This is a genomic window from Myxococcus sp. AM011 (assembly GCF_013372595.1).
Classification (GTDB): Bacteria; Myxococcota; Myxococcia; order Myxococcales; family Myxococcaceae; genus Myxococcus; species Myxococcus eversor.
On the sequence record NZ_JABXEM010000082.1, the window covers coordinates 1 to 23,243 of the forward strand.

A 23,243-nucleotide genomic window follows, 5' to 3' on the forward strand; every position below is an offset into this window, starting at 1 on the left:
CCCCTGTCCGGCGCCTTCGCCCTGCCCCTCACCTTGCCCCTGTCCCTCGCCCTCGCCCCGTTGCTCGCCGTCCTGCTGCCCGGGTCGGGACGCACCTTCACCGCGCTCGCCCGCGCCCTGCCGTTGACGCGGGCCCGAACGTCGCGAGCTCGCCTGCTGTCCCTGGCCCTCGCGCGGCTCGAAGCGCTGCGCGAGTGACTGCTGTCGACGCTCCAGCGACTGGCGCAGTTCCGAAATCTGGTCCGGGGAGCCCGCTGCCTGTGCGCGGGCCTGGGCCTGGGCCTGCTGCTCCTTCGAGCCCGCCGTGCCCTGCTGCTCCGACGGAGAGGTGCCCTGCGTCCCGTTCGGGTCCTGCCCCTGCTGTCCTTGTTGCCCTTCACCCGAGCGGGCCGAAGCCTGTGCCTGGGAGTCCTCGCCCTCCGGCTGGGATTCGCCGCTCGAAGCCTCCGAGGACTCCAGTCCCATGAGCGCGCGCTCCAGCGCCTCGCGCTCGCGAGACGCGGACTCGGCGCTCCCCGCCGCGCCCAGGGCTTCCTCCAAATCTCGCGCGGCCTCGGAGGCCTGGGCCAGCTCGGCGGCGGCCTCGGCGGCGCGCTCGGCGAGTCGTCGCTCCAGGGAGTCAGCGGCCTCCCAGTCACCGGAGTCGAAGCGACCGGCGGCGACCTCCTCGGCCAGCCGGCGCAGCTCGTCCTCCACCGCCTCGCCCAACGGCTCCTCCCGAGCCAGCGCCTCCGCCTGTGCCTGCACCGCCTCCACCTTCGCGGCGGCGGCGGCGTGGGGAGCGCGTGGCCCCCGGGGTGCGGGCAACGGAAGCAGGAAGCCGACGAGCAGGAACAGGAGCGCGCCCAGCACGGCGCCCACGGGGCGGCGCCACTCCACCACGGGCGGCTTCACGTCGCGGACGAGCTGATTGACGGTCAGCTCCCACTCCCCCACGGGTCGCTCCAGCCGCGTCAGGAGCAGCCCTCCCGCGTTGGCCGAGCGGTCCGCGAGCACGGCCGCCTGCTCCAGCGAGACGCCGCGCGCACGCGCCCGGAGCCACCCCCACGTCAGCCCCGCGAGGACGAACGGCGGCAGGAGCCAGACACACGCGTCACGCAAGAGCAGCCGGGCGAGCACGCAGGCGGTGACGGTGGCCCACAGGGGAACGAGGCTCGCCTGGGCCCAGGCCACGGCGTTGAGACGCCGTTGCACGCGTCGCACCGGGGCGAGCACGAGAGCCTGGAGGCGACGTTCTTCGCTGGCGGCCATGAGGGAGAGCCAGTGTCGGACACTCGGACGGCCCCTACAAGCCACGCGAAGCGGTAACCGCGCGCCAGGTCCCCAGGACAGCGGGACCTGGCGGCGGGATTCGACCGCACGGATTACGGCGTGCGGCCCGGTTCCACGGTGAGGCAGGGCTCCATCTTGTCCGGGGCGACGAGGAACGGCTCCTCGCGGCTCAGGCTCCGGAGGGCCCCCAACTGGGAGTCGCCAATCGTACCGGCCCCGTCATAGACCAGGGCCAGCCAGTCGTTCTGCGACGCGGGGAACACGCTGTTCGTCGCGCCATTGCGGTCGAGGTCCCGGGCGTAGCTCGCCGCCTGGATGACGCCATTGGCATTGAAGTCGAGGTTGGCGCTCGCGTTGCCGGCGACCTGGATGTCGTTGAAGCGAAGCCCGCCGAAGCGGGCGAGGTCCGCCTCGGTGGTCGGAGCCACCGGCGTGAAGGCGGCGACCTCGTTGATGGTCGCCTCGTTGAAGGACGCAATCTGCAAGCGCGAGTAGTCGAACACGTTGGCCACGCCGCCGATGGTGAAGCCGTAGAACTGGTACTCGTAGTTCATGATGCTCAGGTAGTTGGGCTTGTAGTTGGCGTGGTCCGTGCCGCCGTGGCGCAAGCCGATGTTGTGCCCCAGCTCGTGCATGATGGTGCCGGCCAGCTGCGCCGCCGAGCCACCGCCGATGAAGCCCAGCGTCACCACGTAGTCATGGGCGGGGATGCCTCGGGAGATGCCGCTGGAGTTGCCGCCGCTGTAGCGGTTCGCGAACAGCATGTAGTGGAAGAACGGCGCCCGGTTCGCCGCGAAGTACTTCGCCTTGATGATGTCGAAGTCCGTCCAGACGGGGTTCAAATCCTGGTCCGCGTCCGCCGCGACGATCTGCTGGTCCACCACCAGGTGCAGGGTGATTCCCGTGGAGCCATCCGGGTTGCTGACCGGCGCGAGGGCGAACGCCGAGGTGACGCGGTCCCGCGTGGTCTGCGCGGGGAAGAGGCCGGGGTAGTAGTCCGCCTCCACGAAGATGTCCTTCCTGCGCGGATTCGCTCCGAAGGCGGGCAGGTTCACTCCGTCGAGCCCGTACACCTCCGCGTAGTCGCTCAGCCGGTCACCGTCCGTGTCGGAGCTGTTGGGGTTGGTGCCCAGCGTCGCCTCCACGACGTCACAGATTCCGTCCTGGTCCGCGTCCCGGTCCGTGGCCAGACACCCGGGCGGCAGCGGCGGGGCCAGGGCCACGTCCTGACGGGCGCTCGCCGTCGGCTCTTGCTGGACCTCCGCGTCGCCACAGCCGTTCAACCCAAGGAACATCAGAGAGGCTGTCAGCAGCGTCTTCTGAAGCTGGCTCATACACTTCCTTTGTACAGCGAGGATTTGACTCACATCGGGCAGCGCATTCCGTTGCGGCGCGCAATCCCTGTCACATCCAAGGCAATCCAAAGGCCGGACAACACTGACAAATCCGTCACCGTCCGAAATCGGACAGCGCACTTCCGTCCTATTGCCAGACTTCCGCCTCGGGCAAAAAAGACAACAGGCCGGGCCCCCCACGAAGGAGGACCCGGCCTTGGGATGTGAGGCTTCCCTTGGGGTGAGGGACTACGGCATGCGGCTCACTTCCAGGGGCTGGCAGGGCTCCATCTCTTCCGGGGTGGTGAGGAACCGCTCCGCGCGGCTCAGGCTCCGGAGGAGGCCCAGGCCGGGGTCACCAATCTGCCCGCCTCCGTCATAGAGCAGGGCCGTCCAGTCGTTCTGCGTCGCGGGGAACACGTCCGCGAAGCCGCTGCGATTGAAGTCCCGGCTGTAGGTCGCGGCGTCGAGGACACCGTTGCCATTGAAGTCGGTGTTCGTGCTCGCGTTGCCGACGACCGACACGCCGTTGAAGCGAAGCCCGCTGATGCGGGCGAGGTCCGCCTCGGTGGTGGGAGCAACGGGCGCGAAGCCGGAGCCCTCGTTGACAGCCAGCTCGTTGAAGGCGGCGACCTGCACGCGCGAGTAGTCGAGCACATTGGCCACCCCGCCGATGCTGAACCCATAGAACTGGTACTCGTAGTTCATGATGCTCAGGTAGTTGGGCTTGAAGTTGGCGTGGTCGGTGCCGCCGTGACGCAGGCCGATGTTGTGCCCCAGCTCGTGCATGATGGTGCCGGCCTGGTCCAGCGACGTGCCGCCTCCGGCGAAGCCCAGGGTCATCACGAGGTCATGGGCGGGGATGCCGCGAGAGATGCCACTGGAGTTGCCGCCGTCGTAGCGGGTCGCAATCAGCATGTAGTGGAAGAACGGCCCCCGGCTCGCCGCGAAGTACTTGGACTTGATCTTGTCGAAGTCCGTCCAGACGGGGTTCAGGTCCGCGTCCGCGTCCGCCGCGGCGATCTGCTGGTCCACCACCAGGTGCAACGTGACGCCCGTCGTACCGTCCGGGTTGCTGACCGGCGCGTTGGCGAACGCCGTGATGACACGGTTCAACGTGGCCTGGGTGGGGCGGAGGCCGGGGTAGTAGTCCATCTCCACGAAGATGTCCTTCTTGCGCGCGTTCGCCCCGAGGGTGGCCAGGTCAATCCCGCCGAAGCCGAACGACTCCGCGTAGTCGCTCAGCCGGTCCCCGTCCGTGTCGGTGCTGTTGGGATTGGTGCCCAGAAGCATCTCGACGATGTCGCAGATGCCGTCCTTGTCCGTGTCCAGCGAGGAGAGCAGGCATCCCACCGGGAGCGGCAGGGGCACGGCGTCCGCGGTCGCCAGCTCCTGGGCCATGGTGGCCGCCGTCTCGGCCTCCGGCATCTCGGCGACACCACAACCACTGCCCCCCAGGAACATCAGGGACGCTGACAACAGACTTTTCTGAAGCAGGTTCATACGCTTCCTTTGTGCTGCGAGGAGTTGCATCACGTCGCGCAACGCCCTTCATACGATTTTCGTAGATTTTTCGATTTACCAATTTCACCACTCCAGACCAATCCTTGCATCTTGGGACGATAGGAATTGAGCAGGTGCGAACGAACCCACTCAGTGCCTTGAATTGAACGAGGGCCGGCCCCCTGGGGAGGATTTACCCTGGGACCCTCCCGCTGTCGGAATGCGGCGCATCGCGCGGCGTCCACGGAGCGGGGGAAGCATGTCGAACCGAGAAACGAAACCAGACGAGTCACGCGGGTCGCGCAAGGACTTCAGCGAGGCCGCGTGCAAGCAGCGCGGCAACCAGGTGTTGCAGCGCACCACGCGCTCACGCTCCGCGCCGGAGCTGTTCGGGCCCGCGGACCAGCTCCAGGCGCCCGGCTTCCTCACGGCCTTCGTGCCGCTGGAGCCCCAGCCGGAGCCGTCGTGGCGGCCGGGCATGGGCGCCATCCCCTTCGACGGCGGCGCGACGTTCCGTGTCTGGGCGCCCCATGCGCAGCGCGTGCAGGTGGTGGGCGACTTCAGCCACTGGCACGCGGTGGAGCTGGCGCGCGAGCCCTCCGGCAACTTCTCCCGCGACATCCCCGGCGCGGGCAACGGCCAGCAGTACCAGTTCATCATCCAGGGGCGCTACGGCGACTGGCGCTGGCGCAATGACCCGCGCGCGGCCGACGTGACGAACTCCACGGGCAACAGCGTCATCCTGGACCACCGCGACTTCCACTGGCGCTACGACGGCCTGTTCCGGATGCCGGACTTCCGCGAGGCCGTCCTCTACGAGCTGCACATCGGCACGTTCAACGACGCGCCCGGTTGGGGGCCCGGCCACTGGCTGAGCGCCATCGACAAGCTCGACTACCTGCGCGAGCTGGGCGTCAACGTGGTGGAGTTGATGCCCTCGGCCGAGTTCGCGGGGGACTTCTCCTGGGGCTACAACTCCACCTTCCCCTTCGCGCCGGAGAGTTCCTACGGCTCGCCCAATGACTTGAAGCGCTTCGTGGACGAGGCGCACCGGCGTGGCATCGGCGTCATCATGGACGTCGTCTACAACCACCTGGGGCCCAGCGACCTGCCGCACTGGGACTTCGACGGAGAGACGTTCGGCCGGGGCGGCGTGTACTTCTACGCGGACTGGCGCGCGAGCACGCCGTGGGGAGACACGCGCCCGGACTACGGCCGCGCCGAGGTGCGCGACTACCTGCGCGACAACGCGCTGATGTGGCTGCGCGAGTACCACATGGATGGCCTGCGACTGGATGCGACGAAGGAGATTCGCACCGCCAGCGGCGTGGACAACCCGGCGGGCTGGGAGCTGTTGCGCGCCATCTCCGAGGCGGTGAAGCGCGAGTTCCCCTGGAAGCTGCTCATCGCGGAGGACATGGCGGCCGACCCCGCCGTCACCCATCCCCAGGGCGCGGGCTTCGACGCGCAGTGGGACGCGGCCTTCGTGCACCCGGTCCGCGCCGCGCTCGTCACCCCCTTCGACGAGTGGCGTGACTTGAACGCCGTCCGTGACGCGCTGTACTTCCGCTACAACGGCGCGGCCACCCAGCGGGTCATCTTCACGGAGAGCCACGACGAGGTGGCCAACGGCCGCAGCCGGCTGCCCACGGAGGTCTCGCCCTACAACCCGGGCGATTTGCTCGCGAAGAAGAAGACGCTCCTGGGCGCGGTGCTGACGCTGACGGCGCCGGGCATCCCCATGCTCTTCATGGGGCAGGAGTTCCTGGAGGACGGCCACTTCGACGACGGAGACCCGCTCGACTGGAACAAGGCGGGCTGGTTCGGCGGCGTCCTCCAGGCGCACCGGGACCTCATCCGCCTGCGCCGCAACTGGCACGACACCACCGCTGGCCTGCGTGGCGAACACGTCAACGTCTTCCACCTGAACCACGTGGACAAGGTGATGGCGTTCCATCGCTGGGAGCACGGCGGGCCTGGAGACGACGTGGTCGTCATCGTGAACCTGGGGCACCGCGCCTTCACGGGGTACGAGCTGGGCCTGCCCTCGGACGGGCTGTGGCGGGTGCGCTTCAACGGGGACTGGCGGGGCTACTCGCCGGACTTCGGGGACACCGCCGTGCATGACGTCTGGGGGGAATGGGGTGGCCGGGATGGATTGCCCGCGCGCGGGGCGCTCTCGCTCGGGGCCTACAGCGCGGTCATCCTGTCGAGGAATCGCTGGTAGGCTTGGGCCCCATGCACTTCCGTCATCTTGGTCGCAGTGGTCTGGCCGTCAGTGAGATTTCCTTCGGCAACTGGCTCACGCACGGCTCACAGGTGGAAGAGGATGCCGCGGTGGCCTGCGTGAAGGCAGCGCAGGACGTCGGCATCACCACCTTCGACACGGCGGACGTCTACGCCGGCACCCGCGCGGAGTCCGTGCTCGGCCGAGCCCTCAAGGGCCAGCGCCGCGCCGGCTATGAGCTGTTCACCAAGGTGTTCTGGAACACCGGCCCGGGGAAGAACGACTGGGGCCTGTCGCGCAAGCACATCATGGAGTCCATCCACGGCTCCTTGAGCCGCCTCCAGACGGACTACGTGGACCTGTACCAGGCCCACCGCTTCGACACGGCGACGCCGCTGGAGGAGACGATGGTCGCCTTCGCGGACATCGTCCGTCAGGGCAAGGCGCACTACATCGGCGTCTCCGAGTGGACCGCCGACCAGATTCGCCAGGGCGCCGCGCTCGCCCGCGAGCTGCGAATCCCCTTCGTCTCCAGCCAGCCCCAGTACTCCATGCTCTGGCGCGTCATCGAGGAGAAGGTCATCCCCGCGTCGCTCGATGAGGGACTGGGGCAGATTGTCTGGTCCCCCATGGCCATGGGCGTGCTCACCGGCAAGTACCTCCCCGGCCAGCCGCCTCCGTCGGGAAGCCGCGCCACGGACCCCACCGGCTCGCGCTTCATCGCCCGCTTCATGAAGGACGACGTCCTCACCCGCGTGCAGCAGTTGCGCCCGCTGGCCGAGCAGGCGGGACTCACCATGGCGCAGCTCGCCGTCGCCTGGGTGCTCCAGAACAAGGGCGTCTCCTCCGCCATCATCGGCGCCTCCCGGCCGGAGCAGGTCCACGACACCGCGAAGGCCGCCGGCGTGAAGCTGGAGGCGGAATTGATGCGCCGCATCGACGAGGTGCTCGGCCCCGTCGTCGAGCGCAACCCCGCCCTCACCGACGCGCCCGACCGGAAGATTTGAAGCACGGCGGTCGCGCGACAGACACCTCTGTCCCCTCTTCGACATTCGAGAGGGGACCGGGTTGAAAGCGCCAACCCAAGACATGGACTAATCCCTCCCAAGGCGCGCCCGCGTGGGGCGCCCTGGACGCAATCACAATCACGCACAGAGGGGGAGACATGAAGAAGACCTTGCTGATGGGATTCCTGGGCGTCGTCATGGGTGTCAGTGCGTCCATGGCTTCAGTGACGGAGGTCGCGGCCGCGGAAGAATCGCTGGCGCCGTGCTGCTCGTTTTGTGATGCCAGGGTCGACAGGTGCGTGGCCGGCTGTGAAACCGCGGCCTGCGAGACGGCCTGCTTCAACACCGTCAGAGGTTGTTACAACGTCTGCGTCATGTCCTGCTGAGTGACACCACCCTGACGTCGGAGGGCGCGGACGCGAAGGTCCGCGCTCTTCGATTCATCGCTCTCACGCGCCGCCCGCGAGATACACTTTGAAGTCAGGCGCGTCGGCCACGTCGGGAACATCCACGCCTGTCTCATCCAGCCAGTCCGACAACGCCTGGCGCCCGTCACCGTCCTCGTCGATATCGGAGAGGTCCGTGTTCCCTCCGGCGATGGCGTGCAGCAGCCCCTCCAGACTGGAGGAGACGGTGCGCGCCTCGCCCTCCGAGCCGAGCAGCACCACCGCCGGAGGCGCCTCCGCGTCGAACCGGAGCAGCGCCAGCAACGAGCCATCCGGCAGGTTCAGGAAACAGACCGCGTCCCGCTGGAGCCGCTCGGCGACCTCCGGATTCCACTCCCGGGGGACCTCGGTCGCGCTGAGCTCGAAGTAGCCAAGGCTCCCGTAGGTCTTCGTACCAAGCCACTTCCCGAAGTCCGCCAGCAGCGGGGGGAGCGAGTGACCTGTGGGGACGGTGTCGAGTCGAACGGTGTATCGGGCCATGTGGCCGCAGGGTACTCCGACTCTCACGTTCTCAAGTTCCTGATGTCTCCGTGAGACAAACCGACCCTTGGGATTCACCTGGGATTGGAGCAAGGTCGGTCCATGAATCGGCAAGAGTCCGACATGGTCTTCTGGATGCTGCTGCTGTGGGTTCCCCTGCTGCTGGGCGTGTTCGTCGGGACGTGGCTCAGGAAGCACGTGCACCCCCAACTGATGGCACGATCCAGGCTCCTCGGCAGGACGGCGAACTCCGGCGCCACCACGGTGGTGAACATCCTCCTCATCATCGCCTGGGCGGGAGTGATGATGGCATGCAGCGGCATGGCGGCTCCGAAGACGCTCGCGTGGCTCCAGTCGCTTGGAGCGCTGCCCATCCAGCCCTCGCTGGGGCTGCTGCGAGGAGTCTCCCTGTTCGCGGCCTTCATGATTGGCTACACCGGCGGGGCCATGCCCAGGGGCGCCTCCACACAACAGCCCCCGGGGGAACTCGCCCGCGCGCCAGGAGCGACCGTGTCCCGTGCCGGCAACGGCCAGCCCGTCAACAAGCACTCCAACATGAAGGTGTACCTCGTCATCACGGGCACGATTGCCGTCGGACTGGGCCTGGGCATGCTGAACACGGGGCTCAAGAAGGGTGGCTTCTTGACGACCTCGGACGTAGGCGGGCTCCCCGAGCTGGCCCGCATCCAGGAGCAACTGAGGCCGCTCGAGGCATGCTCGCTCACCTACCAGGAGCGGGACCGGCGGGGCCAGCGCAAGTACCCGACCACGGTCTTCATCCGGACCTGCACGTTGGGCGAATACATCTCCGTCACCATCCCCGTCCCCGCGACCTGGGCGGCCCGGGGCGTCGGCTTCGAGATGCTCCGAAGCTCCAGCTCGGAGCCCTGGGAAATCATGGTCGAGAAGAACGACGTGCCCTTCCCCGACCTCAAGGAAGCACTGGAGCACTTCGCTCCGCTCATCGCCGCGCAATATCCCGAGAAGCTCCGCGAACAGCGCGACAACGCGAACAGGATGGACCGCCACCTGGACGAACAGGCCCGCGAACGGGACCGCGTGGAGAAGGAACGCAAGGAGCGGGCGAAGACCTCCTATCCGGAGTGACGCTCCCCGCCCGCGTCCTCGGTTCGCGCGGCCTCCAGCCCCTCTACTGCTGACTCCTCCACGCATGCCGTGTTGGACCGCGCACACCGTTCCGCGAGTCCAATGGGCAGCACGCGCTCCAGGGCCGATACCCGTCGGGTTCCACCCTCTCACCCGCCCCGTGAGGAGCCCCATGCCCATGCGTGTCTTGTGGATGACCCTGGCCTGCACCACCGTCGTCCTGTCCGTCGCCGGAGCCGCGCGAGCCCAGGACGCCGCGCCCGCGTTCGACCCGGCCTTCCCCGGCCAGACGCGCGCGCCCGCGGTGCAGTCCCAGACGCAGTACCAGGTCACCGAAATCGCCGGCGACTTCAACTACCCCTGGGCCGTCGCGTTCCTGCCGGACCGGCGCATGCTGGTGACGGAGAAGCCCACCGGGAACCTCTTCATCGTCACGCCCCAGGGCGTGAAGTCCGCGCCCGTCGCGGGGCTGCCTCCCGTGGACGGCCGCGAGCAGGGCGGCCTGCTCGACGTGGAGGTGGACCCCGACTTCGCCACCAACGGCCTCATCTACTGGACCTATTACGAGCCGCGCGAAGGCGGCAACGGGCTCGCGGTGGGACGCGGGAAGCTCAAGGACGGCCCGCAGCCGAAAATCGAAGCGCTCCGAATCATCTTCCGCATGAAGCCCACGCTGGACTCGCTGTGGCACGCGGGAGGCCGGCTCGTGTTCGCCAACGACGGCACCCTCTTCGTCACCCTGGGCGAGCGCTCCATCCTCACCGGCCGCGTCCAGGCCCGACAGCTCAACAGCCACTTCGGCAAGGTCGTCCGCATCCACACCGACGGCACCGTGCCCGCCAACAACCCCTTCGTGAACACCGCCGGGGCCCGGCCCGAAATCTACTCGCGAGGCCACCGCAACGTGCTCGCCGCCGCGCTCGACGGCCAGGGCCGGCTCTGGGAAGTGGAGATGGGGCCGCTGGGCGGCGATGAGTTGAACCTCGTCGAGCCGGGCAAGGACTACGGCTGGCCCACCATCGGCTACGGCAAGGAGTACTCCGGCGCGCCCATCCACCAGAGCTCCCAGGGCCCAGGGATGGAGCAGCCCGTCTACTACTGGGACCCCGTGATTTCCCCGTCTGGGCTGACCATCTACTCGGGGAACCTCTTTCCTGAATGGAAGGGCAACTTCTTCATTGGCGGTCTGTCCAGCCACGCCCTTGTCCGGCTCGTGCTGAAGAACGACCGGGTCATCGGCGAGGAGCGCTTGAAGCCCGCGGGGAACGCCCGGGTCCGCGACGTCGTCCAAGGTCCCGAGGGCGCGCTCTACCTGCTCACCGACGCGCCGAACGGCCGGCTGCTCAAGATGACCCCTCGGGCCGGCGCTCCCTTCTGAGCCAGGGCCTGAACCCTCGCGGGAAGCCCACCGGAACTGGAGGCGACGGCCAGGCGACAAATGTGTTTCCAGTCGGAGCCCAATGACCCGGGAAGCGGACAAACCGGCCGATCCATTTGACTTTAGGGTCGGACGGAACAAGAGATGGGCGCGCGAGTTGGCAACCGGGTTACCGACACCCGTCACCCACTTCCCCCCAGGCTTCCCTTCATGATGCTTTCCCTCCTCCTGGCCCAGACAGGGCAACCCGAGCTCGGCTGGCTCAGCAGCAAGCTGCTCGGCGTCACGCTCACCTCCGCCGAGTGGGTCCTCTGGATTCTGGTCGTCCTCTCCGTGCTCTCCATCGCCATCATGCTGGAGCGCACGGTGTACTTCGCCCGCAACCGCCTCCCCAACTCGGAGGCGCTCGCGGTGCAGTTGGCGCGCGGTGACTTCGAGGCGGCGCGCAAGGCCGTGCAGGGCCGCACGGGCATGGAGGCCGCCATCATCCGCGAGGCGCTCGCCTCCGCCTCGCAGGGCGCGGACACCGTGGAGCAGGTGATTGCGTCCACCATGTCCCGCGAGCGTCCCCAGTACGAGCGCTTCCTGTCCTTCCTCGGCACGCTGGGCAACAACGCCCCGTTCATCGGCCTGTTCGGCACGGTGCTCGGCATCATCAAGGCGTTCCATGATTTGGGCTCCGCGGGCGTGAAGGGCGCGGCGATTCAGCAGACGGTGATGGCCGGAATCTCGGAGGCGCTCGTCGCCACCGCGGTGGGCCTGGCCGTGGCGATTCCCGCCGTCGTCGCCTTCAACATCTTCAACCGTCAGCTCAAGACGCTCACCAGCCGCGCCAACGCCCTGGGCTACGCGCTGGTGGGCAGCATGCGCGCCGAGGGCCGCACGCCCGACGCGGCGGCTCGCACGGCGGAGGGCCGCTAGCCCATGGCCGGAGGCGCACAGCAGGACGACGAGGAAATCACCGGCATCAACGTCACCCCGCTGGTGGACATCGTGCTGGTGCTGCTCATCATCTTCATGGTGACGGCCAACTTCATCGTCCGCGAGACGGTGGAGGTGGACCTGCCCCGCGCGGCCAACGGCGGCGAGACGGTGCAGGGGCTCGTCAACGTGGTGCTCGACAAGGAGGGCAAGCTCTACTTCGACGGCGCCGCCGTCAGTGAGACGGACCTCCGGGCGAAGGTCGCCGAGGCCGTCGCCAAGGACAAGGACACCCGCGCCATCATCAGCGCCGATCAGAGCATTGCTTACGGGCAGGTGATGCGGCTCATCGACACCGTGAAGGGCCACGGAGTCGCCAAGTTCGCGCTCAACATCGAGAAGGACGTGGCCCCCGCGGCCGCGCCCGCCACACCCTGACGCAAGGCCCAGCGCATGAGCCAGGCGGCCGTCGACACTTCTCCCCCCGTGTTCCCCCGCCGTGAGCGCTCGCTCATGGTGGTGGGCATCTTCCTCTTCGTGTCGCTGGTGCTGCACGGCGTGGGGTTCTGGTACCTGAACCTCATGGCCGAGCGCCCGCGCCCCGTCGTCCAGCGCCCGGTGGAGCTGGTCATGGTGGAGGTCCAGAAGCCGCCTCCGCCGCCTCCTCCCGAGGAGAAGAAGGAGGAGCCCAAGCCGCCTCCGCCCAAGCCCAAGGCGGTGAAGCCGCCGCCCATCAAGGTGGCGGAAGTTCCCAAGCCCCAGACGCCTCCGCCAGAGCAACTGCCGCCTCCTCCCAACGAGCCGCCGCCCACGCCGCAGGCCAAGCCGCCGCCGCTGGTGGTGGGCATGACGATGTCCTCCACCACCAGCGCGGGCTCGTTCGCCGCGCCCGTGGGCAACACGGCCTACGGCAAGGCGGAGGGCACCGCGAAGGACCCCAAGGACGTGAAGGGCTACTCCGCGCCCAAGTACACGCCCATCTACCAGGTGGACTCCGAGCCCACCGTGGCCTCCGAGGTGAAGGTCCCCTACCCGGAAGAGGCCCGCCGCGCCGGCATCGAAGGCACGGTGACGCTGTCCATCACCATCGACAACGAGGGCCGCGTCGTCGCCGCCAAGGTGCTCTCCGGCCCCGGCTACGGCCTCAATGAAGCGGCGCGCGACGCCATCAAACGCTTCCGCTTCAAGCCCGCCATCAAGAAGGGCGAGGCCGTCTCCACGGAGATGAAGTACTCGTACACGTTCCTCCTGGACTGAGGCGCCCCGGGCCCCGCCTCCCCCTCATGGAGGGGCGGGCCCGCGCGCAGGTCACTGCGGACGCAGCGCCCGGCGCATGATGTCGCGCAGCGCGCGCAGGTCATCGTCCGACAGCGAGGCGATGAGCTCCGGCGGCTCCGCCAGCCGCTCCAGGAGCCGCTCTCGCAGCGCCACACCCTGCTCCGTCAGCACCAGCATCTTCACGCGCCGGTCCTGCTCGCTGCTGCGCCGCTCCACCAGGCCCCGCGCCTCCATGCGGTCCACCAGGCCGGTGACGTTGGACGCGTCACACGACAGGTAGTTGGCCAGCGTGCTCATCGCCAGCGGGCCCTCGCCGAGCTGACGCACCACGTGCGCCTGCACCGGGGACAGCTCGAACTCCGCCGCCAGCGCGGGGAAGTTCCTCATGTGGGCGTGCATCAGTTCGAACAGCAGCGTCCACGCCTGCTTGGGCAGGTCCCCCGGCTCGTCCCCCCGGGCCTCCGGCCCGGAGTGCGGTGACTTGCCCCGTCGCTCCAGATTTTCGCTGCTTCCACTCATGTCGCTCATGGTAATTCACCCCCGGCACCTAAACAATTGACTTCATCAACTATTGAGGGTTACTACATTCCGGAGCTTCCAAAATCGAACGACATGGCCTATGTGGGGCCGACTCGAAACAGGACCGTGGAAGAAGCCATGCGCCGGCGGATGACCTTCATAAGAGCCGGTGCGGCCCTTCGCGCTGAATTCCTGACGTTCATGACGCGCTCGGGCAAGAAGCCCGGGACGCGGACCCAAGACACAACCCGTAGCAAGTCCACCTAGGACCCATGGGGCTCGCGCCGGCGCGGACCCCACGAGGAGGCAGAGGCGGTTATGAGCTCACTTCTGGCGTTGACCCTGGCGGCCACCCTGGCCGCGGCACCGCCCCCCGTGTTGACCCTTGAAGACGCACTCATCCAGGCGCGCAAAGAGAACCTGGACCTGAAGGCGGCGCAGGCGCGCCTGCGTCAGGCGGACACCGCGTCCCGCAAGGCGTGGGCCGGCTATCTGCCCACCATCGCCGTGGGCGCGGCCATCATCCGCAACTCCAACGCGGCCGTCATTCCTCCGGGTCCCCTGGGTCCCGAGCCCGTGGTCATCCAGCCCCTGGTGCAGCGGCAGTTCCAGGCGGAGCTGCGCCAGGCCATCATCGCGCCCCAGCTGTGGGCGGGCATCCAGGCGGCCTACAAGAGCGAGACGGTCGCCGCGCTCAACGTGGAGCAGGCGCGCCGCGAAATCCTCTTCGGCGTGGCGCAGGCCTACTACGGCGCCGCCGCGCAGGCCCAGGCCGTGACGGTGCAGGAGCGGCTGGTGGAGCTCAACGGCGCGCGCTCGAAGGACACCAAGGTCCGCTTCGACGCGGGCACGGTGACGCGCGTGGCGCTCTTGCGCGCGGAGCAGGACCTGTCCCGCGCGGAGCAGGACCTCATCCGCGCCCGCAACGCGCTGGCGTCCGCGAAGCTGGTGCTGACCACGCTGCTGGCGTTGGACAGCCCGGACTTCGAGGTGGCCCCGCCGCCGGAGCCGCAGGTGCCGGTGAAGACGGATTCGGACGTGCTGGTGCAGCGCGCGCTGGAGCAGCGCGCGGACGTGGCGGCGACCCGTGAGACGACGGAGCTGGCGCGCATCAACAAGCGCGGCGTGTTGTTCAGCTACCTGCCCACCGTGGGCCTCACCGGCACCTGGCGCATCGCCAACGCCGCGGGCTTCGCGGGCCGGGCGGACGTGTGGCTCGTCACCCTGGGCGCCAACTGGACGCTGTGGGATGGCGGTCTGCGCGAGGCCAACCTCACGGAGTCCTCGGCCAAGATTGTCGAGGCCCAGGCCAACGCCCGCAAGGCGGAGCTGACGGCGCGCGAGGAAGTGAAGCGCTCGCAGCTGGATTTGGAGAGCGCCCTGGCCAACCGCCTCAAGGCGGAGCAGTCGGTGGAGCTGGCGCGCGAGTCCCAGCGCCTCACCGACGTCTCCTTCAAGGCCGGCGTGGCCACCTACCTGGAAGTGGCGGATGCGAACACCGCGCTGACCAACGCCGAAATCGGCCTGGTGAGCGAGCGCCTCCAGGCCTCGGTCGCCGCGCTGCGCCTCCTGCGCTCGGTGGGTGCCTTCGAAGCCCGCCCGCTCGACTCCGATTTGAAGGACGAGACGGCGGTGCCGCCCACGGTGCAGCCCCTGCCCGGCGCGACGGGAGAGAACCCGGCGGGGATGCAGGTGCCGCCGGACGCGCAGCTCGAGCAGCAGAAGCAGCCCGCGCAGCAGCCGTAAGGCATCACCGTCCGGCGCCTGAAACCCAGGCGCCGGACCGACCGCCTCCCGGGGCGGTGGCGAGCCCCGCTTGTGAGGCACGTCCACCGACCCCACCCTCGGAAGGAAGACAGCAGCACCCCTTTTTCCGAGGAGGTCATCATGGCGGAAGGACCGTGGGGCAACTGCAAGAGTTGTCGCTACTTCGCCAGCGGCAACGCCAATCCCAGTGACAACGAGACACAACGCTGCATGCAGGCGGACCTGAGCGCGTACGACCTGAAGGTCTCTGGCGCCAGCGGCTGCAACGCGTTCGAGGCCCGCACCGGCGTCGGACTCCCGCAGCGGCAGGAACCCGTCCAGCCGGCGCACTGACACCGGCCCGGGGTTCCCGTCGAGACTTCGTGGAGCACGAGACTCCACGAAGCATGACGGCCCGTCAGGCCGCGACTTCCCTCGACTCCAACCGCCCCACCCCAGGCAGGAAGCGCCCCACCCGCGCCGCGTACTCGCGATACGCTGGGCCGTGCAGTCGCGCGAGGTGCTCCTCCTCCAGCCTGACTTGAAGAGACACGAGCAGCACGGAGTCGGCGCACGCCATCCACGTCCACGCGCTCGGCGTCACGCAGGCCATCCCCACCACCACCCACGACATGCCCGCGAAGATGGGATTGCGGACGACGGAGAACAGGCCGTCCGTCACCAGCGCCGTGGGCTCCCGGTCGATGCCGATGCGCCACGAGGCGCCCATCTGCACCTGGGCCACCAGCACGAGGACGAGCCCCGCGAGCATCACCGTCCAGCCCAGCCACCGGACGGCGTCGGGCACGGGCCACACGCCGAGCCGCCCCGGGCCCAGCGCCGCGTACAGCGCGCTCCAGGCCGTCAGCCCGAGGATGAACAGGCCCATGCACACGCCGATGACGCGCTGAAAGGGATTGGCTCGACGGTGCAGCACGAAGCCAGCGCGTCCCGTGCGGCGGCGCAGCCGCGCGGTGGGCAACACCAGGGCTAAGAGCAGGAAGGCGACGGCGCTGGCGGGCAGCGCGAGGCGGTGAAGGGATTCGGTGTCCATGGGTGTCCTCGACGAAAGGGCGAGCACCCGCCCGCCCCTGATGCCCCGGCTGACGCTCGGCCCACGCGCGGCATTACACCGGCATTCGTCAGGGACTTTCGGTGACGCGGGGGCGGCCCGGTTCGCAGGCGCAGTCCACGCAGCCGTGGGTGCAGCAGGTGCCGCACAGCTCGATGAGGCGACGGCCCAGGGCCTGCCGGGCGCGGTGCAGGCGGACGGCGGCGTTGTTCGCGGTGAGGCCCTCCTCGCGGGCGTAGTTCGTCACGCTGGTGCCCTCCAGGTCCACGCGGCGGATGGCGGCCGAGTACTCGGGCTTGAGCGTGTCCGCGAGCCCCGCCACGCACGCGCACACGGAGGACTCCAGGGCCTCGGTGTCCTCCGTGGAGCGAGGGGCTTGCGCGTCCTCGGCGGCCAGGGCGCGCTCCTCGCGGCGGGCGCGGCGGTGGCGGTCCACCAGGACATTGCGCAGCAGCCGGTAGAACCAGGCCACCGCGCTCTCCTCGTCGCGCAAGCCCTCGCCCTTCTCCAGCCCCTTGACCAGGGCGAGCTGGAGGACCTCCTCGGCCTCCTCGGGGCTGCCCACGCGCGGCGCGAGGAACGCGAGGAAACGGCGCCGCTGGGCGACCAGGGTCTCCACGACGCGCGCGTCCAGGCTCATGCGGTCCTCAGCCCACGGCCTCGCGGGCGAGCGCCACGGGCGCTTCGTCCTCCGGGGTGGCGCGCGGCTGGTGGAAGTAGATGCGCTCCATCAGCCGACGCTGGTGCACGAGCGGCTTGTCGAAGCGGTCCAGGCGCATGCCCTTGTGACTGTAGGGGGTGCTCGCGACGGTGGGGATGAAGCGCGCGTCGTCGACGACCTCCCAGCGGGTGAGCTCCATGGCCACGCGGGCCGCCACCGGCAGGAAGGGCGTGAGCAGCGGCTGCACGCAGCGCAGGAAGGAGAAGACATGCAGGCGCGTCGTCTTCTCCGTCTCCGGCACGAAGAAGATGTTGGCGCGGGTGATGAAGGGACGCTGCTTGCCGGTGGGGGATTCCCAGCTCACGGTGTACTGGCTGTGCACCGGGTCGAAGCGCGTCACCCACTCGTTGCGGAACAAGTCGCCGTCGCGCACACCCAGAAGCTTCATCAGGGCCGCGGGCCGCTGCGGGGCGAGGTAGCGCACCTCCGTGTGGTCCTCGCGGTTGTGCGCCTCGAACTGCACCTGGTCCGCGTGAGGGTCATCCCAGCCCAGGCGGGTGTGGACGTAGGGCGTGTGCTCGTCCTCGCTGAAGTTGTCGAGCGCGACGTGCAGCGGCGCCTCGAAGAGGACGGAGAAGCTGCCTCCGAAGATATAGCCGTCGGTGGCGGGCAGCTCCGGCAGCGCGGACAGCGGCGTGTCTTTGTGGGCGAGCCACAGATAGCCTCGGTGCTCCGCCACCTGGAAGCTGCTCACGGTGCAGTGACGCAGCTCCGGCTGGCTGGGATTGGCGCCCTGCCCCTGCGAGTCGAAGCGCCAGCCATGGTACGGGCACTGGAGCCGACCATCTGGACGCACGCGGCCCTTGGAGAGCGGCGCGAAGCGGTGGGGGCACTTGTCGGCGAGCGCCGCGGGGCGCCCCTCCGCGTCCCGGAAGAGGGCGTAGGCGCGACCGGCTACCTCGACTCGGACGGGTTTCTTTCGGAGCGACGCGGCGGGGAGCACGGGATGGAAATGACGGAGGACATCAGGCAGTGGCTCCATACTTTCCAAGTATAGCGAGGGACTCAGGACAGGGGAGGAAGACGCTCCAGCAGCCGCCGCAGGTCCGGCTGGAGTTCGTCTGGTGACTCAGCAGCCAGTTCTTCCACGGGGTGAGTGCCCCAGGTGACACCGTAGGTGCGAAGTCCGGCCGCCTTGCCTGCCCTCAAGTCCAGCGTGGTGTCTCCCACCATCCACAAGCCGCCTGTCTTCAGTTCGGCGAGGGCGCGGTGGAGCACGTCGGGTGCGGGCTTGTGCGGAAAGTCATCCGTGCCTTGCACATGGTGGAGCACGGAGCCCAGACCCATGGCATCCACGAAGCGGCGGGCCATGGGGCTCTTCTTGGTGGTGGCCACGGCCAGCAGATAACCGCGCTCGCGCAGGGTGCCGAGGGCCTCCAGCACACCGGGATAGGGGCGCGAGCGGTTCATGTAATTGAGTGGGTAGTGTTCGCGGTAGGTGGCGCACAGCGCGGGCACGTGCTGGGGCGCGAACTCCGCGTACATGAGGTCGAGCGGATGGCCGATGAGGGCTCGCACCTGGGCGTAGGTGGGGGCGGTGAGGCCATTCAGGGGAAACGCTTGCAGGAAGGTGTCGATGATGTCCGGCAGCGAGTCCACCAGCGTGCCGTCGAGGTCGAAGAGGATTCCACGGGAGTCAGCGCGGCTCATGCGCTCCTGCATACGTGGTTCGTGCGCCCGGGGCACGTGTTCCTGATGTGAGCCCGCGCGGGCACCCGGCCTGGGAGGCGGACGGGTGCCCGGGTGGAGGTCGTCACCTTCTTGGGCGCCCGCCGAGTTCCGGGAGGTGCTCGTAGGCGTGCAGGAGCGTCTTGAGGTGAACTGGGTTGTCGAGGTCGAGCGGCGCGTCCGTGAGTCCGACCACCCATCCCCCCGTCGCGGTACGGCGCGCCCGTGAAAGCAGCTCCGCGTGGCGCGTCGGGTCTGGGAATCCGATGGCCCGTGCGGCGGCGTCCGACCAGTAGTTCAGCCACCCCAGTCGATGCGGAATCTCTGGTGAGCCGAGGTCCTTTGGGAGCATGAGGGCAGGGAGCCCGCGTGGTGGTGGCTGCGGACTGGCCGCCCAGTTCTTCGTCTGGCGCGCGATGTCCACCCCCGCGCGGAACGGCGTCATCTGCCCCCAGAACGCGCGAGCGCTCTCCGCGACATCGGCCAACACCTCCGCTGCGACCGCGAGGCTGGCGTCATTGAGTGGCAGCGCCGCATGGACCTCGAACAGCGGCTGACCTCTCGGTCCGAAGTCCGCCGGCAACTCCAGCCCATAGAGCGTCACGAGGTCGCTCTCTTCGCCACCGTTGCATACGAGCGGAAAGCCTGGCGAGTCCGGGCGCTCCTGGGCGACCCATGCATCGCGCTCTGGCAGTGGGACGGGTTGCCCCTCGTCGGAGATCGTCCACTCCAGGCGCAGACCAGGACACCCGCGCTCCATGGCACGGACGATGGCCAGGGGGCGGTCATCATCGCGCACCAGCGCTGGGGCGTAGACGATGAGGCCAAGGTCGTTGCGTCGCGTGGCGGTCATCTCGCTCAGCACCATTCCATGATGACGATGATGCCCTCAAGCTCCGGTGCCTCGACCTCCAGCGCGTCTTTGTGCTCGGCGCTGCGCACGCCGACCCGGAAGTCGAATCCGCAGGCCAGCGCGAGGGCCCGCTCTCGCCGCAGCTCCGCCACCTGTTTTCCAGGCACAGTCCTCTGGAGATAGACCGAGAACGTATCGAAGTTGTCGGTCTTCACCTCCCACAGCACGCGTGCGCGGGGTTGAAGCGCGTCGAAACGCTTCCCGTTGACGAGCACATCCGAGCCGGGGAATCCATTCTGGGGAACCCTGTCGGCGCACCTGTTGTGCAAGGCATCTCCGCCCAGATGTCGCACGGGCCGAGGAGTGCAATCCGGGCGGCGCTCCTGCTCCAGAGAAACAGGTGGCGTCGTGGGAGGCTCGTCCTGTCCTGATGACTCGGGTTTCTGTCTTCGCTCCGCCACGGGTTCCCTCGGCAAGGGCACCGCTTGGGACACGGGCTTCGCTTCCTCCGAATGACCTCGTCGCAGATCATAGGCATCCAGCGCTTCCTTGATGACGACCGCCACCACCACTGCACCGGTGATGACCACCGCGCCGACAACGATTTCCGGTGCAGCCAGGATGCAGATTCCGATTCCCATTGCAGCCGCACCCGCGGAGGCGACGGCACACCTTCCTGTCGGGTCTCGAAACCTGATTCTCTCGTGGTCGAGCGCGTGAAAGCACCGCTCCGCGACCACGGGCCACGGATGAGAAGCCTCTTGAACGGCGCACCGCCCCTCATCGCTCCAGGGCAGCGTCGCCGCCTTCTGGAGATTGGCGAGCCTCTGGCTCCGGGCCTCGGGGGCGATTGGACTCGGCGTGGATGTAGCGCAGGCCGAGAGAAGGAGGAGAAGGAGTGCGAGACAAGCGCGAAGACGCAAGGCCACGTCCGTCCTTTCGGGGATGCCAAGATGTCGTGGAACACAGCTGTGTTTGCCGCTGATCGTCGGGGCTGGGCACGTGTTCCCGACGTGAGCACTCGCGGGCACCCGGCCTGGGAGGCGGACGGGTGCCCGGGTGGAGGCCCTCACCCTCGCGTCGTGTCACACGAGGGCGGCGGCCTCACGAGGCTTACGGTGTGTAAAGCACCGCGGTGTTGACGATGATGGTCGAGTCGTTCACCACACCTCCCGCGACGAGCACCTTGCCGGAGGGAAGCACGATGGATCGGAATCCGGCCCGAGGACTCGGCAGGCTCACTGAGTAGGCGGTGACTCCCGTCGTGGGGTCGAACACCTCCGTGGTGAGCCCCACGCCTTCCGTGCCTCCCGTCAACATCAGCCGACCGGAGGGCAACATGACCACGTACCCCGAGGTCCGATTGTGAATCCACGTCCCCACACTCCGCTGGACGTTGAGCGCTGGGTCGTACTCCCACAACGAGGTGCTGACGTGCATCAGGACCTTCCCCGAGGGCAACAGGAACGCCTGCGTCCAGCCCCCCGTGAGCCCCGTCGCGGCGGCCCAGGAGTTCGTGGCCACGTCATAGAGTTCGGCGGTGGAGTTGCCTCCAGCCACCAACACCTTGCCCGAGGGCAACAGGAGCGCGAAGTGGTTCGCCCGACCGGTCACACTCGCGCTCGCGACAGGAACCCAGGAGTTCGTCTCGGGGTCATAGAGTTCCGGGATTCTGCCCCCTCCCGTGGAGTCAGCAGCGCCACCGACGACGAGCACCTTGCCCGAGGGCAGCAGCGTCGCGGTGTGCGAACTCCGCTCGAAGGTCATCGGGGCCGCGACCGCCCAGACATTCGACTGGGGGTCATAGATGTCCGCATCACGCGTTCCGCCCGAGCTGCTCGTGTTGTGGAACCCCCCCACCACCAGGACCTTGCCTGACGGAAGCACCGTCATCGTGGGGTTGAAGCGCCCCCTGCTCATGCTGCCCGCGGCACTCCACGCGCCTGTGTCTGGGGAGTAGAGCTCCGCCGAGGCAAAGGGGGTACCAGGGGCATTGAAGCCCCCCGCCACCAGCACCTTGCCCGAAGCAAGCGGGACGGCGCCATATCGGACTCGCGCCGTGAGCATGCTGCCCGTGGCATCCCACCGCGCCACCGTGCCGCTGCCACAGTCAGGCCCGTTGACCACGCTCACGCTGAACGTGTGCGCCACGGAGAAGCCTCGCGCGTTGGTCACCGTCGCCGTGACAGTCGGCGCGCTGCCCTGGGCCACGCAGGCCGGCGCCGTCCAGCGGACCTCGCTGGACGTGAAGCTGTTCGTCGCAGTGCCCACCGTGCCGACACTGGACGCCCAGCCGAACGTGAGCGCCGCGCCATCTCCATCCTCAGCCAGCACGCGCAGGGTGACAGCTCCACCACCCGCCACCGTGCTCGCGGACTGGTTCGCCAGGACGATGCGCGGAGGAACGCTCGGGCCCGTGCCCGGCCCCACGCAGACGCGCAGCGTCCCCTGCCCTCGCCCACCCTTCGCATCCGACACCGTCACGTTGAGCGCGCAGTTGCCACAAGGGTCTCCGGACGGCACTGCGCTCGGCGTGAACGACGCGGACAACGACGTCGCCTGCGTCCAAGCACCCGCGCACGCCGTGGCCCACTGATAGGTCAGCGCATCCCCATCCGCGTCCACCGCGTCCACCGTGACAGTCGTGCTCTGTCCCACCGGCACCGGCGAACGAGTCACCGTGATGCCCCGCACCGTCGGCGCCATGTTGAACGAAACGCTCACGTTCGCCCCGCCTGAGTTCGGCCCACCGTCCGTCGACACCGTGCGGACATCGATGCGCAGACTCGTCGCCGCGCCGCGCGAGTCCGTGACGGTCAGCGTCAGCGCGAACTCCCCGGAGACCTGCGGCGCCGTCCACGTCGTGGTCGACGTGCCCGTGGTGGTGAACGTCCCACCCGTGGCGCTCCACACATAGGAAAACGTGTCAGTCACATCCTTGTCGTGCGCCGTGGCCCGCAGCACGATGTTGCCACCCGGCAACACCACGCTCGACGATGCCACCAGCGAGTCGATGCAAGGCACCGTGTTGTCAAACGGCATCCCCGTGGAGAGGGATTGCAGGGTGATGGCCACCACCGCCGTCTCACCCGCGACAATCGTGACACCCTCCGCCACGCCGCGATAACGCAGCGCGCCCTGTGAATCGAACGCCTCCGCGGTGAACGTCCGCGCGGTGCCAGCGGGAATCTGGTGGAACGTCCCCCGCCACGCCCCAGCGTCCTGGACCAGCGCCACCGTGGACGCAGGGACACCCGTGGCCGTCAGCGTGACGGTGACGCGCGTGACGTCCTCTCCCGCGAGCGCCTCCGAAACCGCCCCCACGAACTCCACCGCGCCCAGCGACTGCGCCTCTCCCGACGCGCCACAGCCCAGGGAGGCCCCCAGCATTCCAATGATGAGACAGACCCAGCCCCAGCGCGTCTTGCCTTGCATTTGCATTCGAGCTTCCTTTTCCCAGCGTGAGCAGGAATCGGCCGGGCTCCCCGACGAGTTGGGGCGCGAGGTGAGGAAAGGGAGACAGGCCGTTGGTGAGCCCGCACCACCCCGAGGGAGGCCGGTGCGGGCGGGCGGAGTAGAGCATTCCCGCGGCGACCGCATGCAACACAAACAACGGATGTCAGCTCCGACCCTTGCATGGCAAGGATTGACCCATGGGCCAAGACAGCCCCGGCCCTGGTGCTACAGTCGCAGCGACCCAAGGTCTACAGG

General features: G+C 68.5%; 22 protein-coding genes. 10 read left to right on the top strand and 12 right to left on the bottom strand.

The features are described 5' to 3' along the window. The 3 genes from HUW62_RS18675 to HUW62_RS18685 all read right to left on the bottom strand — a co-directional run. On the bottom strand, nt 1-1,194 hold a 1,194-nt coding region (locus tag HUW62_RS18675; protein ID WP_176435182.1), incomplete at its 3' end, for a hypothetical protein. Between the two features lie 170 nt (nt 1,195-1,364). Continuing rightward, nucleotides 1,365-2,606, bottom strand: a complete 1,242-nt coding sequence (locus tag HUW62_RS18680; protein ID WP_176435183.1) for a hypothetical protein — start codon at nt 2,604-2,606, stop codon at nt 1,365-1,367. A 249-nt stretch (nt 2,607-2,855) separates the two neighbouring features. After that, entirely contained in the window at nt 2,856-4,085 is a 1,230-nt protein-coding gene (locus HUW62_RS18685; RefSeq protein ID WP_255203504.1) for a hypothetical protein, read from the bottom strand. A gap of 283 nt (nt 4,086-4,368) precedes the next feature. Here HUW62_RS18685 and HUW62_RS18690 point away from each other — a divergent pair, with 283 nt between their 5' ends. The 3 genes from HUW62_RS18690 (at nt 4,369) to HUW62_RS18700 (ending at nt 7,729) form a co-directional block, all read left to right on the top strand. Next, on the top strand, nt 4,369-6,336 hold the full coding sequence (locus HUW62_RS18690) for an alpha-amylase family glycosyl hydrolase (protein ID WP_163863874.1): 1,968 nt from the start codon (nt 4,369-4,371) through the stop codon (nt 6,334-6,336). An 11-nt stretch (nt 6,337-6,347) separates the two neighbouring features. Beyond that, a complete protein-coding gene (locus HUW62_RS18695) occupies nt 6,348-7,343 on the top strand; it encodes an aldo/keto reductase family protein (protein WP_163863875.1) in 996 nt (331 codons plus the stop codon). Nucleotides 7,344-7,501: 158 nt separating this feature from the next. Beyond that, on the top strand, nt 7,502-7,729 hold the full coding sequence (locus HUW62_RS18700; protein WP_163863876.1) for a hypothetical protein: 228 nt from the start codon (nt 7,502-7,504) through the stop codon (nt 7,727-7,729). A 63-nt stretch (nt 7,730-7,792) separates the two neighbouring features. Here HUW62_RS18700 and HUW62_RS18705 read toward each other — a convergent pair whose 3' ends face one another. After that, nucleotides 7,793-8,269 carry a hypothetical protein gene (locus HUW62_RS18705; RefSeq protein WP_176435184.1) on the bottom strand — a complete coding sequence of 159 codons (477 nt, stop codon included), beginning with the start codon at nt 8,267-8,269 and terminating at the stop codon, nt 7,793-7,795. Between the two features lie 102 nt (nt 8,270-8,371). Here HUW62_RS18705 and HUW62_RS18710 point away from each other — a divergent pair, with 102 nt between their 5' ends. The 5 genes from HUW62_RS18710 to HUW62_RS18730 all read left to right on the top strand — a co-directional run bounded on the left by HUW62_RS18710 (nt 8,372) and on the right by HUW62_RS18730 (nt 12,932). Beyond that, nucleotides 8,372-9,376 carry a hypothetical protein gene (locus HUW62_RS18710; protein WP_176435185.1) on the top strand — a complete coding sequence of 335 codons (1,005 nt, stop codon included), beginning with the start codon at nt 8,372-8,374 and terminating at the stop codon, nt 9,374-9,376. Between the two features lie 178 nt (nt 9,377-9,554). Then, entirely contained in the window at nt 9,555-10,754 is a 1,200-nt protein-coding gene (locus tag HUW62_RS18715; protein WP_163863879.1) for a PQQ-dependent sugar dehydrogenase, read from the top strand. A gap of 210 nt (nt 10,755-10,964) precedes the next feature. Beyond that, nucleotides 10,965-11,675: a MotA/TolQ/ExbB proton channel family protein gene (locus tag HUW62_RS18720; RefSeq protein WP_163863880.1), complete on the top strand. Its 711-nt coding sequence runs from the start codon at nt 10,965-10,967 to the stop codon at nt 11,673-11,675. Nucleotides 11,676-11,678: 3 nt separating this feature from the next. Then, on the top strand, nt 11,679-12,113 hold the full coding sequence (locus tag HUW62_RS18725; protein WP_176435186.1) for a biopolymer transporter ExbD: 435 nt from the start codon (nt 11,679-11,681) through the stop codon (nt 12,111-12,113). 15 nt (nt 12,114-12,128) lie between these two features. Further along, nucleotides 12,129-12,932, top strand: coding sequence for an energy transducer TonB (locus tag HUW62_RS18730; protein WP_163863882.1), 804 nt, complete (start codon nt 12,129-12,131; stop codon nt 12,930-12,932). Nucleotides 12,933-12,983: 51 nt separating this feature from the next. Here HUW62_RS18730 and HUW62_RS18735 read toward each other — a convergent pair whose 3' ends face one another. Beyond that, nucleotides 12,984-13,481 carry a MarR family winged helix-turn-helix transcriptional regulator gene (locus tag HUW62_RS18735; protein ID WP_163863883.1) on the bottom strand — a complete coding sequence of 166 codons (498 nt, stop codon included), beginning with the start codon at nt 13,479-13,481 and terminating at the stop codon, nt 12,984-12,986. A 309-nt stretch (nt 13,482-13,790) separates the two neighbouring features. Between HUW62_RS18735 and HUW62_RS18740 the strand changes: the two genes are divergently transcribed. Further along, nucleotides 13,791-15,218 (top strand): TolC family protein, encoded by a 1,428-nt coding sequence (locus tag HUW62_RS18740; protein ID WP_163863884.1) that lies wholly within the window; start codon nt 13,791-13,793, stop codon nt 15,216-15,218. A 141-nt stretch (nt 15,219-15,359) separates the two neighbouring features. Next, nucleotides 15,360-15,572 carry a hypothetical protein gene (locus HUW62_RS18745; protein WP_176435187.1) on the top strand — a complete coding sequence of 71 codons (213 nt, stop codon included), beginning with the start codon at nt 15,360-15,362 and terminating at the stop codon, nt 15,570-15,572. Between the two features lie 64 nt (nt 15,573-15,636). Here the strand turns inward: HUW62_RS18745 and HUW62_RS18750 are convergent, their stop codons facing one another. The 7 genes from HUW62_RS18750 to HUW62_RS18780 form a co-directional block, all read right to left on the bottom strand. After that, a complete protein-coding gene (locus HUW62_RS18750) occupies nt 15,637-16,272 on the bottom strand; it encodes an isoprenylcysteine carboxylmethyltransferase family protein (protein ID WP_176435188.1) in 636 nt (211 codons plus the stop codon). A gap of 88 nt (nt 16,273-16,360) precedes the next feature. Further along, entirely contained in the window at nt 16,361-16,930 is a 570-nt protein-coding gene (locus HUW62_RS18755; RefSeq protein WP_176435189.1) for an RNA polymerase sigma factor, read from the bottom strand. A gap of 7 nt (nt 16,931-16,937) precedes the next feature. Continuing rightward, nucleotides 16,938-17,993 (bottom strand): Rieske 2Fe-2S domain-containing protein, encoded by a 1,056-nt coding sequence (locus tag HUW62_RS18760; protein WP_176435190.1) that lies wholly within the window; start codon nt 17,991-17,993, stop codon nt 16,938-16,940. Nucleotides 17,994-18,016: 23 nt separating this feature from the next. Further along, the gene (locus tag HUW62_RS18765; protein WP_163863889.1) at nt 18,017-18,661 is read right to left on the bottom strand and encodes an HAD family hydrolase; all 645 of its coding nucleotides are present in this window, start codon (nt 18,659-18,661) and stop codon (nt 18,017-18,019) included. A 103-nt stretch (nt 18,662-18,764) separates the two neighbouring features. After that, entirely contained in the window at nt 18,765-19,532 is a 768-nt protein-coding gene (locus HUW62_RS18770; protein ID WP_176435191.1) for a DUF5953 family protein, read from the bottom strand. A 5-nt stretch (nt 19,533-19,537) separates the two neighbouring features. Beyond that, the gene (locus HUW62_RS18775) at nt 19,538-20,272 is read right to left on the bottom strand and encodes a DUF6310 domain-containing protein (protein ID WP_338041910.1); all 735 of its coding nucleotides are present in this window, start codon (nt 20,270-20,272) and stop codon (nt 19,538-19,540) included. A 373-nt stretch (nt 20,273-20,645) separates the two neighbouring features. Next, nucleotides 20,646-22,973: a kelch repeat-containing protein gene (locus HUW62_RS18780; protein ID WP_176435192.1), complete on the bottom strand. Its 2,328-nt coding sequence runs from the start codon at nt 22,971-22,973 to the stop codon at nt 20,646-20,648. Between the last annotated feature and the right edge of the window lie 270 nt (nt 22,974-23,243).